The sequence below is a fragment of the Bradyrhizobium frederickii genome (assembly GCF_004570865.1).
GTDB classification, from domain to species: domain Bacteria; phylum Pseudomonadota; class Alphaproteobacteria; order Rhizobiales; family Xanthobacteraceae; genus Bradyrhizobium; species Bradyrhizobium frederickii.
Window position 1 is genome coordinate 35,856 of sequence record NZ_SPQS01000028.1, and the last position, 15,388, is coordinate 51,243.

The 15,388-nt window shown below is 65.3% G+C and carries 11 protein-coding genes; 3 read left to right on the forward strand and 8 right to left on the reverse strand.

What is annotated here, in order from left to right:
• Positions 1-162 precede the first annotated feature (162 nt).
• Both otsB and E4K64_RS33590 read right to left on the reverse strand, forming a co-directional pair.
• Positions 163-981 (reverse strand): trehalose-phosphatase, encoded by an 819-nt coding sequence (otsB, locus tag E4K64_RS33585; RefSeq protein ID WP_126260637.1) that lies wholly within the window; start codon positions 979-981, stop codon positions 163-165.
• 4 nt (positions 982-985) lie between these two features.
• Positions 986-2,470, reverse strand: coding sequence for an MFS transporter (locus tag E4K64_RS33590; protein ID WP_167772396.1), 1,485 nt, complete (start codon positions 2,468-2,470; stop codon positions 986-988).
• Positions 2,471-2,655: 185 nt separating this feature from the next.
• Here E4K64_RS33590 and E4K64_RS33595 point away from each other — a divergent pair, with 185 nt between their 5' ends.
• Entirely contained in the window at positions 2,656-3,042 is a 387-nt protein-coding gene (locus E4K64_RS33595; RefSeq protein ID WP_135167170.1) for a DUF3175 domain-containing protein, read from the forward strand.
• Between the two features lie 229 nt (positions 3,043-3,271).
• Here E4K64_RS33595 and E4K64_RS33600 read toward each other — a convergent pair whose 3' ends face one another.
• Positions 3,272-5,305 (reverse strand): methyl-accepting chemotaxis protein, encoded by a 2,034-nt coding sequence (locus E4K64_RS33600; RefSeq protein ID WP_167772397.1) that lies wholly within the window; start codon positions 5,303-5,305, stop codon positions 3,272-3,274.
• 360 nt (positions 5,306-5,665) lie between these two features.
• Positions 5,666-7,705 (reverse strand): methyl-accepting chemotaxis protein, encoded by a 2,040-nt coding sequence (locus E4K64_RS33605; RefSeq protein WP_135167172.1) that lies wholly within the window; start codon positions 7,703-7,705, stop codon positions 5,666-5,668.
• Positions 7,706-7,950: 245 nt separating this feature from the next.
• On the opposite strand from E4K64_RS33605, the gene E4K64_RS33610 reads away from it, so the two are divergent.
• Both E4K64_RS33610 and E4K64_RS33615 read left to right on the forward strand, forming a co-directional pair.
• A complete protein-coding gene (locus E4K64_RS33610; RefSeq protein WP_135167173.1) occupies positions 7,951-9,117 on the forward strand; it encodes an FIST N-terminal domain-containing protein in 1,167 nt (388 codons plus the stop codon).
• Positions 9,114-10,472 carry a hybrid sensor histidine kinase/response regulator gene (locus tag E4K64_RS33615; protein ID WP_135167174.1) on the forward strand — a complete coding sequence of 453 codons (1,359 nt, stop codon included), beginning with the start codon at positions 9,114-9,116 and terminating at the stop codon, positions 10,470-10,472. Before E4K64_RS33610 ends, E4K64_RS33615 begins: the two co-directional genes overlap by 4 nt.
• Before the next feature lie 33 nt (positions 10,473-10,505).
• Here E4K64_RS33615 and E4K64_RS33620 read toward each other — a convergent pair whose 3' ends face one another.
• From E4K64_RS33620 to E4K64_RS33635, 4 genes are all read right to left on the reverse strand, one after another.
• Positions 10,506-11,201, reverse strand: a complete 696-nt coding sequence (locus E4K64_RS33620) for a response regulator (protein ID WP_135167175.1) — start codon at positions 11,199-11,201, stop codon at positions 10,506-10,508.
• A 101-nt stretch (positions 11,202-11,302) separates the two neighbouring features.
• Positions 11,303-11,989 carry a response regulator gene (locus tag E4K64_RS33625; protein ID WP_135167195.1) on the reverse strand — a complete coding sequence of 229 codons (687 nt, stop codon included), beginning with the start codon at positions 11,987-11,989 and terminating at the stop codon, positions 11,303-11,305.
• Between the two features lie 113 nt (positions 11,990-12,102).
• Positions 12,103-13,293, reverse strand: a complete 1,191-nt coding sequence (locus E4K64_RS33630) for a c-type cytochrome (protein ID WP_167772398.1) — start codon at positions 13,291-13,293, stop codon at positions 12,103-12,105.
• Positions 13,294-13,434: 141 nt separating this feature from the next.
• Complete coding sequence (locus E4K64_RS33635) at positions 13,435-15,150, reverse strand: PQQ-dependent methanol/ethanol family dehydrogenase (RefSeq protein WP_209312006.1); 1,716 nt, start codon at positions 15,148-15,150, stop codon at positions 13,435-13,437.
• Positions 15,151-15,388 lie beyond the last annotated feature (238 nt).

Here is a 15,388-nt window from a genome sequence, read left to right on the forward strand (position 1 = left end):
AAACCAAAATCGGGCGCGGGCGTTGGAACTGGTTTCGCTTGCGGAACCCAGGTAATTTCGTTGCAAAGACACCTTGTGCGATCGGTTGCGCAACAGGTTTTGCGGCGCGCCGCGACGCCGATCCGCTTCTCATTATACCTGCGAGATGGCGCGGGCTTGGTTTCACCTCGGATCGAGCAGGCGCGCGAGGAAGGCACGCACGTCGCTCGGCGTGTCGAAATGGCCATTTACGCCCATGGCACGGCGACCGACCGAGAAGGCGAGCCCGTTCATGTCGGGCATGATCGCGAAGACGGTTTCATCGGTGACGTCATCGCCGATGAAGATCGGACGCCGTCCCTTGAACGGTTCCCGGTTCATCAATTCGCGCACGCCGGTCGCCTTGGTGAATCCGGAATGCTTGATCTCGCAGACGAACTTGCCGGGCAGCACCTCGATTGGCGCGTTGGGCAGATCGGCGCGGATCACCGAGACGGCTTCGTAGATCGCCTTCTCCGCGTGCGGCGCGAGGCGGTAATGCAGCGCGAGCGAATAGCCCTTGTCCTCGAGCAGAATGCCCGGGCTGAGCTTGGCGATGGCGGCGAGCCGCCGCTTCAGCTCCTTGTCCAGCGGCGGCGCGTGCACGGCATCGGCCTCATTGTCGACCGACAGCCGCATCTCGGCGCCGTGGCCGGCGACCGCGCGAAACACCTCGGGCGCGAAGATCAGGTCGATGTCGTTGAGCGAGCGGCCGCTGACCAGCGCCAACGCGCCGGAAGTGCGCTCGGTCAACCGGTTCAGCGTCTCCGAGAGGCCCGGCGGCACCCATACCTCACGCGGCGTCGGCATCAGGTCGAGCAGGGTCCCGTCGATGTCGAGCAGAATTGCGGTCTCGTCGAGATGCGGCACCAGCGCATGCGGCACCGGCACCGTTTCGGGTGTGTCGTCGTCGAATATTGTGGGCTGCTGGTCCATCGCCATTTCTGCAAGTTCAGATTTCATCAGTCTACTCCATAAAGGCGAGCGGCCGCGCGATTTGTTCGAGCGATTTGCGCTCCGCCGAGACGGCATAGCGCCACGCCACGATCGCGGCCGCGAGCATCAGGACTGCCCCCAGCAAATAGCCGGCGAACACGCTGGTGCGCGATCCCGTGTCGATCAGCGCGCCGAACAGCGCCGGGCCGATCACGCCGCCGATGCCGGTGCCGACGGCGTAGAACACTGCGATCGCCAGCGCGCGGACCTCGAGCGGAAAGGTCTCGCTGACGGTGAGATAGGCCGCGCTGGCGGCCGGTGAGGCAAAGAAGAAGATCACCATCCAGGCGACGGTCTGTCCCTGCGCACTGAGCGCGCCGATGGAGAACAGATAGCCCGACAGCGCCAGCAGCAGGCCCGACATGCCATAGGTGAACATGATCATGGTGCGGCGTCCCAGCGTATCGAACAGCCGGCCGAGCAGGAGCGGCCCGAGGAAATTGCCGGCGGCAAAGGGCAGCAGGTACCAGCCGACGTGATCGGCCCTGATGCCGTAGAAATCGGTCAGCACCAGCGCGAAGGTGAAGAAGATGGCATTGTAGAAGAACGCCTGCGCGCTCATCAGCACGAGGCCGACCACCGCGCGCTGGCGATACGCCGAGAACAGCGTGTGCGCGACCTCGCGGATCGGCGTGTGATCGCGCATCTTCAGCCGGATCTTGGGGAAGCGCGCCTCGCTGATATCCTGATCATGTCCGATCACGGAGCGTTCGATCTCGTCGACGATCGCATGGGCCTGATCGGGGCGGCCATGGATCATCAGCCAGCGCGGACTTTCCGGAATCCACATGCGCATCAGGAGCACGACGAGCCCGATGCCGGCGCCGATCAGATAAGCGAGCCGCCAGCCGAGATCGGGCGCGAGCACGGCGGGGTCGAGCAGCACGATGGCCGCGACCGCGCCCATCGCGGCGCCGATCCAGAAGCTGCCGTTGATGACGAGATCGGTCCAGCCGCGATAGCGCGCCGGCACCAGTTCCTGGATCGTCGAGTTGATCGCGGTGTACTCGCCGCCGATGCCGGCGCCGGTGAGGAAGCGAAACAGTGCGTAGCTGGCGACATCCCAGGACAGCGCGGTCGCGGCCGTTGCCGAGAGGTAGAGTGCCAGCGTGATGAAGAACAGCTTCTTGCGACCGATGCGGTCGGTGAGCCAGCCGAAGCCGAGCGCGCCGAGCACGGCCCCGGCGAGATAGGCGGAATTGGCGATGCCGAGATCGAGATTGGAGAACTGCAGCGACGGACTCTGCTTCAGCGCCCCCGAGAGCGCACCGGCCAGGGTCACCTCGAGCCCGTCGAGAATCCAGGTGATGCCGAGCGCGAGCACGACGCGGGTGTGAAAGCCGCTCCAGGGCAGCGCGTCGAGCCGTGACGGAATGCTGGTCTCGACGATGCGGTCGGTCACGGCCGCCGAGACCGTTGGTGCGTAGTTCAGCGCTGGGCTTTGTTGCAATTCCATCTGGCTGCTGCGTTCGATCAATGGCAGCGGCCCCGGTTCACGGGATGTGAACGGGGTCGATCGATCCGATCATCGGGGTGCGGCATTCCGCCTGCCCCTGCGACAACGTCTGCGGCGAGGTCGGGTTCCCCCAGGAACAGCTCCCGGGCCCGCTCGTTTCCGAAGCAGCCGCAGGGAGTTGACGCATGGCTCATGCCAGAAAGAGGACACATTCTCGGACCAACGGCACACGCAAGTCCGGCCGTCGGAAGACGAGCACGCGGCGCGGCCCGATTGCGCGCAAGAGCATCAGGCGCGCGGCGCCGAAGCGCTGGTCGCAACGTGTAACGAAAGAGAGCGACGCGCTCGACCTCAGGCAGGGCGTGTTCAAGCTGACCAGCCCGAAGAAGATCGCAATCTCGTTGAAGCAATCGGCCGAGCACAGCTCACGGCGCAAGACCGGCGCCTATCGTTCGGCGCTGTCGATGCTGACCTTCTACATCAACCGCGCCGGCAAGACCTTGCCGAAAACGCAGCGCGCGCGTCTGGAGAAGGCGAAGGTCGAGCTGAAGCGGGCGTTCGGGCGGGAGTAAGGCCAGGTGGCGCTCTCAACTCCACGGTCGTCCCGGACAAGCGCGCCCAAAGGCGCGCGCCGATCCGGGACCTCCGCGCGAGCGCTTGCGCTCGTCGCGATAGCCCCAGGGAGTGGTTTGACGAAAACTTGGAGTTGGCCGCTCGCTCCATAACCACTCCCTGTGGTTATGGGTCCCGGGTTCGCTTCGCGCCCCGGGACGACAGCGGAGCATGGAGCAGCAGCTAGCCCTACGCTGCGCGGATATTGGCCATGAAGCGATCGAGCTCGGCGCGCAGGCGGGTGCTTTCGGATGACAGCGTCTTGGCCGAATGCAGCACCTCCTCCGAGGCCGAGCCGGTCTCGGCGGCGCCGCGGTTGACCTGGCCGATATCGGTGGCCGCGGTCTGGGTGCCCTGCGCCACGGTCTGCACGCTGCGCGCGATCTCCTGGGTCGCCGCGCCCTGCTGCTCGACCGCGCTGGCGATCGAGGTCGAGATCGACGAGATCTGGCCGATGGTCGCGCCGATCTCCTTGATCGCGACCACCGATTCCGCCGTGGCGCCCTGCATGCCCGCGATGTGCGAGGAGATCTCGTCGGTCGCCTTCGCGGTCTGGCTCGCCAGCGACTTCACCTCGCTGGCGACCACGGCAAAGCCGCGGCCGGCCTCGCCGGCGCGCGCCGCCTCGATGGTGGCATTGAGCGCCAAAAGGTTGGTCTGCTCGGCAATCGCCGTGATCAGCTTCACCACCTCGCCGATCTGCTGGGCGGCATGCGAGAGTTTTCCGATGCGCCCGTCGGTTTCCTTGGCCTGGACCACGGCAGCCTCCGCGATGCGGCTGGAGTCGCGGACCTGGCGGCCGATCTCCTCGACCGAGGCGGACAGCTCCTCGGTCGCGGTGGCGACCGACTGCATGTTGGAGGAGGCCTGCTCGGAGACGCCGGCGACCTGGCTCGACAGGCTCTGGGTGGTCTCGGCGGTGCGGGTCAGCGTGGAGGCCGCCGATTCCAGCTGCACGGCCGAGGCCGAGACGTTGGAGACGATGGCGCCGACCGCGCTCTCGAAATCGTCGGCGAAGCGGATCAGCTCGGCGCGGCGGCTTGCGGCCTGCTCCCGGTTCTGGACCTCGCTGGCGGCAGCGTCGCGCTCGGCCTTGGCCACGGCTTGAACCTTGAACTCCTCGACCGCGCCGGCCATCTCGCCGATCTCGTCCTTGCGGCCGAGGCCAGGCAGCACGACGTCGAAATTGCCCGAGGCCAGCTCCCGCATCGCCTTGCACATCGCGATCATCGGACGCGAGATGCCGTTGCCGAGCATCAGGGCGAGAACAGCTCCGATGGCAAGGCCGCCGAGCGCCAGCATCATCATCAGTCGCTCGGTATCCAGGATCGTCGCATTGGCGCTCGCTTCGATGCGCTGCTGATCCGTCGTCAGCTCGGACCGCAGCTCGCCCGAGAGCTTGAGGATGGTCGCCGCGGTCTTGGTCATCTCGCCGTTCAGCTTGACGATGATCTTCACATTCTCCGACAGCTTGGTGAAGGAGGTGCGGTATTGCTTCAGGAGATTGCCGATCTCGGTCACGCGGTCGGTGATCTTCTGGTCGTTGGCATAGATCGAGACCAGCAGGGTCTCGAGGAATTTGACGCGGGCGATCACGCCATCGGCGGTCTTGGGCTCCGGCTTGGCGACGAAGGCGCTGACCGAAGTGGAGACCGCCAGATATTGCGAGGTGATGTCCTTGGCCGTGGTCTGGACCGATGCCAGCCCCGCCAGCGCGGCAGTATCGGCGAGATCGTCGAACTTGAACCGGATCTTGTTGCCGACGCTGTTGAGCTCATCGGCCGCGATCTTGTTGTTCTCACGCGTCAGCGTGATGATCTCTCCGAACACCTTGGTGAAGCGCTGGAACTCAGCCTCGAGCTTGCCGACCTGCTCGCGGCGCGCGGCGCCGGTCGTCGCGGCCACCGACTTGGCGATGGCGCCCTTCAGATTTTCTTCGGCGGCCTTGGCTGCGGTCTCGTCGTCCTGCGCCCCCGTCAGGGTGTAGGCCCGTGCCAATCCTTGATAGGCGATCAGTTCGCGATCGACCGTCCGCGCGAGGTCGGCTTCCGAGACGCTGGTGCGATAGGAGGCCACGGCGCCGGCAATCCGCTCGAAGCCGAAATAGGCGAAGGCCATGCTGACGGCGAGGATGGCCAGCACCGCCACGAAGCCGAGGATGATTTTTGCGCGAAACCGCAGAGTTGGCAGCTTCGATTGGTTCGACTTGGACTTGACCGACATTCCCCCACCCCATTCCATTCGCGGAAAACCAGGCGCAGCCCGAGAGCAGCCCGCCCCCCGACTCGTCCGCACGGTAATTGGCAAAGGATAAGCTGTGGTAAATTTGTGGCGCCGCAACCGGCGTTAGATGACGCAAGGGAAGATGCGCATTCCACGGTCGTCCCGGACAAGCGCGCCCAAAGGCGCGCGCCGATCCGGGACCTCCGCGCGAGCGCTTGCGCTCGTCGCGATAGCCCCAGGGAGTGGTTTGACGAAGACTTGGAGTTGCCCGCTCGCTCCATAACCGCTCCCTGTGGTTATGGGTCCCGGGTTCGCTTCGCGCCCCGGGACGACAGCGGAGGATGGAGCGGCAGCTAGCCTCTACGCCGCGCGGATATTGGCCATGAAGCGATCGAGCTCGGCGCGCAGGCGGGTGCTTTCGGATGACAGCGTCTTGGCCGAGTGCAGCACCTCCTCCGAGGCCGAGCCGGTCTCGGCGGCGCCGCGGTTGACCTGGCCGATATCGGTGGCCGCGGTCTGGGTGCCCTGCGCCACGGTCTGAACGCTGCGCGCGATCTCCTGGGTCGCCGCGCCCTGCTGCTCGACCGCGCTGGCGATCGAGGTCGAGATCGAGGAGATCTGGCCGATGGTCGCCCCGATCTCCTTGATCGCGGCCACCGATTCCGCCGTGGCGCCCTGCATGCCCGCGATGTGCGAGGAGATCTCGTCGGTCGCCTTCGCGGTCTGGCTCGCCAGCGACTTCACCTCGCTGGCGACCACGGCAAAGCCGCGGCCGGCCTCGCCGGCGCGCGCCGCCTCGATGGTGGCATTGAGCGCCAGAAGATTGGTCTGCTCGGCAATCGCCGTGATCAGCTTGACCACTTCGCCGATCTGCTGGGCCGCATGCGACAGCTTTCCGATCCGTCCGTCGGTTTCCTTGGCCTGGACCACGGCGGCCTCCGCGATACGGCTGGAGTCGCGGACCTGGCGGCCGATCTCCTCGACCGAGGCGGACAGCTCTTCGGTCGCGGTGGCGACCGACTGCATGTTGGAGGAGGCCTGCTCGGAGACGCCGGCGACCTGGCTCGACAGGCTCTGGGTGGTCTCGGCGGTGCGGGTCAGCGTCGAGGCCGCCGATTCCAGCTGCACGGCCGAGGCCGAGACGTTGGAGACGATGGCGCCGACCGCGCTCTCGAAATCGTCGGCGAAGCGGATCAGCTCGGCGCGGCGGCTTGCGGCCTGCTCCCGGTTCTGGACCTCGCTCGCGGCGGCATCGCGCTCGGCCTTGGCCACGGCTTGAACCTTGAACTCCTCGACCGCGCCGGCCATCTCGCCGATCTCGTCCTTGCGGCCGAGGCCAGGCAGCACGACGTCGAAATTGCCCGAGGCCAGCTCCCGCATCGCCTTGCACATCGCGATCATCGGGCGCGAGATGCCCGTGCCGAGCACGAAGGCGAGAAGCGCGCCAAGCAGCGTGCCGCCAACGGCGAGAATCAGAACCAGCCGCTCGGTCCGCCCGATGGTCGCTTCCGACTCCGAGTCCAACCGTTGCTGTTCGGCGACGAGGTCCGCCTTCATGGCGGTGGCGCCTTGCAGAATCGCACCGGCCGAGCCGCTCATCTCGGTGACGAGGTCGTCGACCAACTTGGCTTTCGCGATCAGCTTTTCCAGCGCATCGCGATAGGCGCCGAGAAGCGCCTTGGCCTCCTTCAGGCCGGCGACGATCTTGTCATCCATGGAATAGACCGCGCCGAGCGAGTTCTCGACGAACTTCAGCCGCGCCATCGCACTTGCCCCGACGGCCTGGTCCGAGTTGAGGATGAAGTTGCTCGCGGCTGCACTCGCGGTCTGGAATTGGGCGTTGACCTGCTTGGTGCCGAATTCGATCGCCTGCGCCTCGGAGTCGGAGGCGTTGTTACCGATGTCGTCGAGCTTGTATTTCAGCAGGTTGGCGTTGCGCTGAAGCTGATTCTGGACCAGAAGCGCGCTGTCGCGCTTGGCCTCCAAGATCTTGGCGAAGGTCGCCGAGAAGTTGGAAAACTCCTTCGCGAGCTTGTTGAGGCTCTCCAGCCGCGCCGGCTTCCTGGCATTCTTGATCGCCTGATCGATCGCATTCTTCAGGCCGGCCTCGGCTTCCAGCGCCGCCTTGGCGTCGTCTTCCTTGCCGGTCACCACGAAATAACGGGCGGCCGAACGATAGCCGAGCAGTTCGCGATCGATATTGCGGGCGAGATCGGCCTCCGAGACGCTGCTACGGTAGGATCCTACGCCTTCAGAAACGCGCTCGAAGCCGAAATAGGCGAAGGCGAGGCTGACCGCGGAGATGGCGAGCACGATCGCAAAGCCCAGGATGATCTTGGCGCGGAACCTCAGCGTGGGAAATAGCGTGCGCTTTGACGGCGACGTGATACGCCCGGACATTCCCACCCCCAAGATCTGCTTTTGCAAAGTGCAGCACGGCCGGGAGCAGCCCCGCCCGACGCGCGATGAAAATTAGGGCAGAATCGTCAAGGGGCGGTAAATTCGTGCCCGAACGCCGCCGGTCACGGAACACACCTTCCGCGGATCCGGCCGCCATGTTGCGACCAGACGAAAAAGGCCATACTCTTTGGGCACTTGTCAGGCACTCGGCATAAGACCGAGCGGGTCCTTGAGGGAGAAACGGAGTGGGGCAAACCGACTTTCGGTTTGGCGGTGCGTCCGGCGTTGCCGTCGCGAAGTCGAAGGCCGCGGGCGTCGCGCCGGCCGTTGCCGATCTCGCCGCTCAGCTCCCATCCGACGAGCTGGCACTCATCCTGCTCTTCGTCTCTCCATGCTACGATCCGCACCAATTCATCGCGGAGATCAGCCGGCAATTCGACGGGACCCAGGTCTGCGGTTGCACCACTGCCGGCGAGCTGGCTCCTGACGGCTGGGACGAGAACAGCGTCGTTGCCCTGGCCTTCAGCCGCGCCGACTTCTCGGCCGTGGTGCGGCCGATTCTCAATCTCGACAATTTTCGCGTCGAGGACGGCCGCAGGATCGGCACCGAGCTCCGGCAGGAATTGCTGCGGGAATCGTCGCAAGGCGAGCGCGGAAATCCGTTCGGCCTGGTTCTGATCGACGGCCTGTGCCGCCGCGAGGAAGCCGTGATGTCCGCGATCTATGCCTCCTTGGACGACATTCCCATCGTCGGGGGATCTGCGGGCGACGGCATGCGCTTCGAGCGGACCTGGGTGTTTCTCGACGGCAAGGCCCACACCAATGCCGCCCTGCTGATCCTCTTGAGCACGTCGCTGCCGTTCCGGGTCTTCAAATGTGACAATTTCGAACCGCGGCCCCGGAAGATGGTGGTCACCGAGGCCGACACCGAGAATCGAACCGTCAGGGAGCTGAACGCCGAGCCCGCGGCCCAGGAATATTCCCGCGTCGTCGGGATCATGGACGCCAAGCTCGACCCGTTCTCGTTCGCCTCGCATCCCGTTCTGGTCCGGGTCGGCGGCTCCTACTACGCCCGGTCGATCCAGCGCGTCGAACCGGACGGCTCGCTGCACTTCTTCTGCGCCATCGACGAAGGCATGGTGCTGACCGCAGCGACGTCGCGCAGCCTCGTCGGCACGACGCGCGAGGCCTTCGCGGAGACGCGCGACCAGATCGGCGAAGTCTCGCTCTATATCGGCTTCGAATGCCTGCTGCGCCGGCTCGACGCCGAGCAGCACCAGCTCGCCCGCGACATGTCCGAGCTCTACCGCCAGAATCGCGTCGTCGGCTTTCATACCTACGGCGAGCAGTTCGGCTCGATGCACGTGAACCAGACCTTCACGGGCGTCGCCATCGGCAGGCGTCCCGCGTGACCAGGCTGTGGCAGGACCCTGATGAGGTCGAGCAACTGCAGCGGGAAACCGCGAAGCTGAAGAAGATCAATGCCGCGCTGATGTCCCGCGTCGAGCGCTCGATGGACCAGCAGCTCAACGCCTTCTCGCTGTTCGAGACCGCCATCGCGCTCGACCGGCAGGTCCGCGACCGCACCTACCAATTGCGCGAGGCGCTGCATTCGATCGAACGCGCCAATGAGGGTCTGTATCGCGCCAAGCAGCAGGCCGAGGCGGCCAGCTCGCTCAAATCGTCCGTCCTGATCTCGGTCACCCACGATCTGCTGCAGCCGCTGAACGCGGCGCGCCTGACGCTCTCGGCGCTGGCCGAGATGATGGAAACGCAGGAGGCGGGTCTGCTGATCGACCAGGTCGACCGCTCGCTGGTGACGCTGGAGGATCTGTTGCGCTCGCTGCTGGAGATCGCCAAGCTCGACGCCGGCGCGCTCAGGCCCGACGTGCGTCCGCTGGCGCTGGCGCCGCTGTTCGAGCAGCTTCGCAACGAATTCGCGCCGCTCGCTGCGCGGCAAGGCCTGTCCCTGCGCATCCGCAGCTCGCCGGTCGCGGTGTCGTCGGACGCGATGATGCTCCGACGCATCCTGCAAAATCTGCTCGCCAATGCCATCCGCTACACCCGCAGCGGCGGCGTCGTGATGGGATGCAGGCGCCGAGGCAACCGCATCTGCGTCCAGGTCTCCGATACCGGACCGGGAATCGCGCAGACGCAACAGGAGGCCATCTTTCGCGAATTCCAGCGCGGCGAAGCCAGCGCAACCGACCAGGCCGGGTTCGGGCTCGGTCTCTCCATCGTTCGCCGCTTCGCGACGGTGCTCGGACACGAGGTGCGGCTGTCGTCGCAGGTCGGCAAGGGATCGACGTTCGTCCTGGAGCTCGAGGCGGCCGATCTCGCCGAGCTCAGCGACGAGGTGCACGAGCCCAAGCTCAGTGAACGTCACTATGGCGGCCTCGAAGGCGCCAAGATCCTGCTGGTCGAGAACGATCCGTCCGGCTCCGAGGCCATGGCCGCCCTGCTGGAAGGATGGGGCTGCGACGTCGCGACCACGCCCTCGGCTGCGGACGCGCTGCTGCGCCTCAGCGAGCTGGGCGGAGCGCCCGACGCGGTCATCGCCGATCTTCATCTCGATCACGGCGAGAGCGGATTGTCGGCGATCGCCGACATCAGGGAGCACCTCAAGCTCGACGTGCCCGCGATGATCATCACCGCCGATTATTCCGAGAAGGCCGCCAAGCAAGCGAGCCTCTCCGGCCTCGAAGTCCTGAAGAAGCCGGTCAAGCCCGCCGAGATGCGCGCGCTGTTGTCGTTCCTGCTGAGCTAGCTAACGCATGCTCCGGAAAAGAGCGCTGCGGTTTTACTGCTGATCCGGTTGGGCACGATCGCTCCTCGGCACGGGCCCCTCGCCTGCCAGCGTCGCGAAATCGATTCTGGACATCTCGACGATCGCCTTGGTGCGGCTGACGACGTTCAGCTTGCGCAGGATGTCCGAGACATGGACCTTCACGGTGGTCTCGGAAATCTTCAGCTCATAGGCGATCTGCTTGTTCTGAAGGCCGCGCTTGAGCATTTCGAGCACCCGCAATTGCTGCGGCGTCAGTTCATGCAGCCGCTTCAGCAGATCATGGGCGGGACTTGGAGCCCGCTGCGGCCGCAGCGCGCGATAGGCATCGGGAAGGCAGACGAGTCCCCGCAGCGCCTCGCCGATCGACTGGGCGAGCTCCTGCTTGGAGCAGGATTTGAAGATGTAACCGGCTACGCCCAGCGACAAGGCACCGGAGATGATTCTGGGATCCTGATGTCCCGACACGATGACGACGGGGACCTTCGGGAAGGCCTTGCGGATGCGAACGATGCCCGAGAGGCCGGTCGTGCCCGGCATCGACAGATCGAGCAGCAGGAGATCGAGCTCGGCGCCCGCGGACAGCTGCGCGAGCGCGCCGTCGATCGACGTCGCCTGCAGGATCACGGCCCCGGGCGCCACCATTTGCAGCGCGCCTTCGAGCGCCTCGCGAAACAACGGATGGTCTTCCACAATCAGAAATCGGGTCACGCGTCAGCCATCCCCAAATCGTTGCCGGATGTCGAGCTTGACCCGAGGATGTATCAGCCGGCGCGAGCCGGCTTGATCGAGGTCAACAACGGCAAGGCCGATCATTGCGGCCTGCCGCGGTCGGCCCGCGCATAGGGGCGGTTCCTGGGATCGGGCAGGTCCATCTTGCCGATCTCGATGATCGCCTTGTTGCGGCTGAACAGACCGAGCTTGCGCAGGATCTCGGTGATGTGCGCCTTGACCGTGGATTCGGCGAGCTGGAGCTCCTGCGCGATCTGCCGGTTCGGGTAGCCGCGGCGCAACAGGTCCAGAACCCTGATCTGCTGCGGCGTGAGCTCGCGGAGCTTGACCTCGAGGGCCTTGCTGGTCTCGGCCTTTCGCCGCTGCGGCGTCGCCACGAAATCTCGCGGCACAGACACCGATCCGGACAGCACACCCTCGATCGAGGCGGCCAGCTCGCGCTTCGACGTCGACTTCGGCAGATAACCGGCCGCGCCGAGCGCCAGCGCTTCGCGGACCACGTGCTGGTCCTCCTCGCTCGATACGATGGCGACCGGCAGGCGCGGATAGGTTTCGCGCAAGCGGAGGAAACCGGAGAAGCCGGTCGCATCCGGCAGCGACAGATCAAGCAGCGCGAGGTCGATCCCCTGCTCGGCCGACAGGATGTCCAGCGCGTCCTCGATCGACATCGCCTCCAGGATGCGGGCCTCCGGCAAGGCCAGCCGCACGGCGTTGCCCAGAGCTTCGCGAAACAGCGGATGGTCGTCGATGATCAGGAAGCTGGCCATGGCGCCTTCCAAAGGATCCACCGCACTTCGCGGCAGCAGCGCACCCATCCGTGCCGGTCCGGCGTCGGAAAGATGCGGCATGGATGCTACCACATCTTGCCGGCTCCGTCCGTTCAGTCGTTCGATTCGACCTGGACCGTCAGCAGGAAGGAATAGATGCTGTCGAATTGGTTGTCGGTGAAGACCTCCTTCCACGCCGGCATGCCCTTGGCCGGTCGCCCGTCATGCACGGTCTTCAAGAAGGTGTCGCGCATGTCGTCGCCGTAGCGGTGACGCAGGAGCCGCAGGTCGATCTTGCGCTCGCTCTGGATGGCGTCGGGGCCGTGGCAATGCGCGCAGGTTCCGTTGAAGATCTCCTTGCCTGCATGCGCACTCTCCGCACTCGGCGCCGCCGCATCGCCCTTGGTCTCGGTCGCCACCACATTTGCGACCTGTCCAACAGCCGCGCCGGGACCCGCTCCGGTCGTGGTTCCCGCCGGCACGGCCTCGGCCGTGCCGAAGCGGACGGGCTGCCCGCCCGGCAGACCGTATTTCACCGCGAGACCGGCGATTGTCTTCTGAAGCGTCGGCAGGATCGCATCGACGCGATCGCGGAGCTCGGCCGATCCCCGCGCGAAGCCGATGGCGGCATCCCATGACAGGCCTTCGCCTTCGGTGAGCCGGATCTGATAGCGATCGTTGTAGGCGGTCATGTTCAACCAGCCGGCGACGGGCCCCCAGATGAAGGCGACATCCGCCCTGCCCTGGTCGAGCGCCTGCATGGCCTCCTCGGGCGACAGCACGGTCACCTTCTGAATGTCGTCACGTGTCGCGAGAAGGTTTTGCGGTGTGCTGGCGTATTGGACGGCGACGCGCTTGCCTCTGAGGTCGTCGACGCCGCCGATCGCCTGACCTTTCGCCGCGACCAAGGCATAGCCCTCCTTCGCGATGGTGTCGGAAAAGATCACGGCCGGCCCCATGAAATCCTCGGACCGCGGCAGGCCGATCATGGCGTCGCATTGCTTGCCCAGCAGCGTGACCCGCACGGTCCGCTTGCCGAAATAGGATTTGTACCAATCATACGTGATCGGCTGGCCGAGCGCCTGCGCCAGCGCCTGGCCGATTTCGACATAGAAGCCCGGCTGCGACGGATTATCGCTCGAGAACGGCAAATTGGTCGGATCGGCGCACAGGCGAAATGGCTTGGTCTCGTCGGCATGAACGGCTGAGGCCGATGCGATCGTCGCGGACATTGCGGCCCATGCGAGCCGTCCCGCGATGCTGTGATGTCGGCGCTTGCCTTTCCCTGGATTGATCGGACGCATCCTCGTCTCCGGTAGTTGGGAATTGGTGGACCAGGCGTTGCGGCACGGGGTCTGAGCCAAGATCAGGCCTGTGCCGTCGCCGCGCGATGTCGAAGAAAGCACGCGCGTATCCCGTCTCCTTCGGGATACGCGCGCGAGTCGTCACTGGACGGAGAACACGAAGAGCGAGCCGCCCTCGGGAGCTGCGGCCGTCATCTTCTTTCCAACCTCGCCCAGGAACGCGGGCAATGCCGCCGTGCGGCCGACGACGATGGCGACGTACTGCTTGCCGTCGACGCTATAGGTCACCGGGCCCGCGCCGATGCCGGAGCCGAGATTCTTGCTCCACAGCACCTTGCCGGACTTCGCATCGATGGCGCGGAAGTCACCATGGATGTTGCCGGCGAACACGATGCCGCCGCCGGTGGTCAGCGTGCCGCCGTTGAACGGCAGGTCTTCCTTGATCGACCAGACCTTCTTCTGGGCGATCGGATCCCAGGCCACGAGTTCGCCGAGGAAGCCGCCGGGGCCTTCCTTGGTGGGGAATTCGGCGCCGAGATAGAACACGCCGCGCTTGTAGGCGACGTCGGAGACCGACCAGTCCATGCAGACATTGTTCGAGGGGATGTAGACGAGCCCGGTCTGCGGATTGAAGGACATCGGCTGCCAGTTCTTGCCGCCGATCAGGTTCGGGCAGATGTCCTTGGCGGGATGGCCCGGCCCCGGACGCTTGTCCGGGTCTTCGACCGCGCGCATGGTGTTGACGTCCCACTTCTTCGCCCAGTTGGAGAAGACGTATTTCTCCGCCGAGAGCACCTTGCCGGTCTCACGGTTGGCGACGAAGAAGTAGCCGTTGCGGTCCGCCTTCATCAGCGCCGGAACGGTGTTGCCGCCGATCTTCAGGTCCGCGAGCACGGCCTCGTTGACGCCGTCATAGTCCCAGGCGTCGGCCGGCGTGGTCTGGATGTGCCACTTGATCTTGCCGGTGTTGGGATCGAGCGCGAGCGTCGAGGCGGTGTAGAGGTTGGTCAGCTTGCCGAAATTGCCGTCGCCGGTCGAACGGACGCCGGTGTTCCACGGACCGGGATTGCTGGTGCCCCAATAGACGGTGTCGGTCTTGGGATCGTAGGAGCCGACCAGCCAGGCCGCGCCGCCGCCGTGCTGGGCGGAATCGCCCTTCCAGGTGTCGCCGCCGGGCTCGTCCGGACTGGGGACCGTGAAGGTCTGCCACAGCTGCTTGCCGGTGTTGATGTCGAAGGCCTGGAGCGAGCCGCGCACGCCGTATTCGCCGCCACCGAACCCGGTGATGACCTTGTCGCGCACGACCAGCGGAGGCGAGGTGATGACCGAGCCCTGCTTGTAGTCGACGACCTTGGTGGTCCACAGCGCCTTGCCGGTCGCGGCGTCGAGCGCCGTCAGCTTGCCGTCGAGACGGCCGATGAAGATCTTTCCGTCCGCATAGGAGACGCCGCGATTGTTCACGTCGCAGCAGGCATATTGCAGCACGTCCTCGGGGATTTCGGGCTCCCAGGTCCACTTGCGCGCGCCAGTCGCGGCATCGAGCGCATAGACGTATTTCGGGCCCCAGGAGCTCGACACGTACAGCGTGTTGCCGATGACGATCGGCGAGGATTCGTTCGAGCGCAGCGACGCCAGCGAGAACGAATAAGCGAGCGTCAGCTTGCCGGCGTTCTCGGTGTTGATCTGCTTGAGCGGGCTGTAGCGCGTATTGCCGTAGTCGTGGCCGGCAACGGGCCACTGGTTTGCATCCGATTGCGCCTTGATCAGCGATTCGTTGGCGCGAACGCCTGAGTTCACGGCGGCCAGCACCGCAATCATCGAGATGCCAGCCAAGAATCCCTTCGTTCCAAAGGTCATGTATTCCCTCCACGATGTTGTTGTGCACGCCACGTTGGACGCCTAAGCGCGTTGCGCTCGTGATGCGCAGTTCGTCTGCGAACCATCGTTGGAAATTACAGCATCGGCTTCTCGCGCTTAGTATAGGCGGAAGGTAGTAGTGCAAATCATTGGCGACTTTCGCCGCTCATCTCGTTGTCCCGCCTCGTGTCTTGCCCTTATTTTGCAGCTCGAAATGCGCCATCGGATTCAGGCAGCA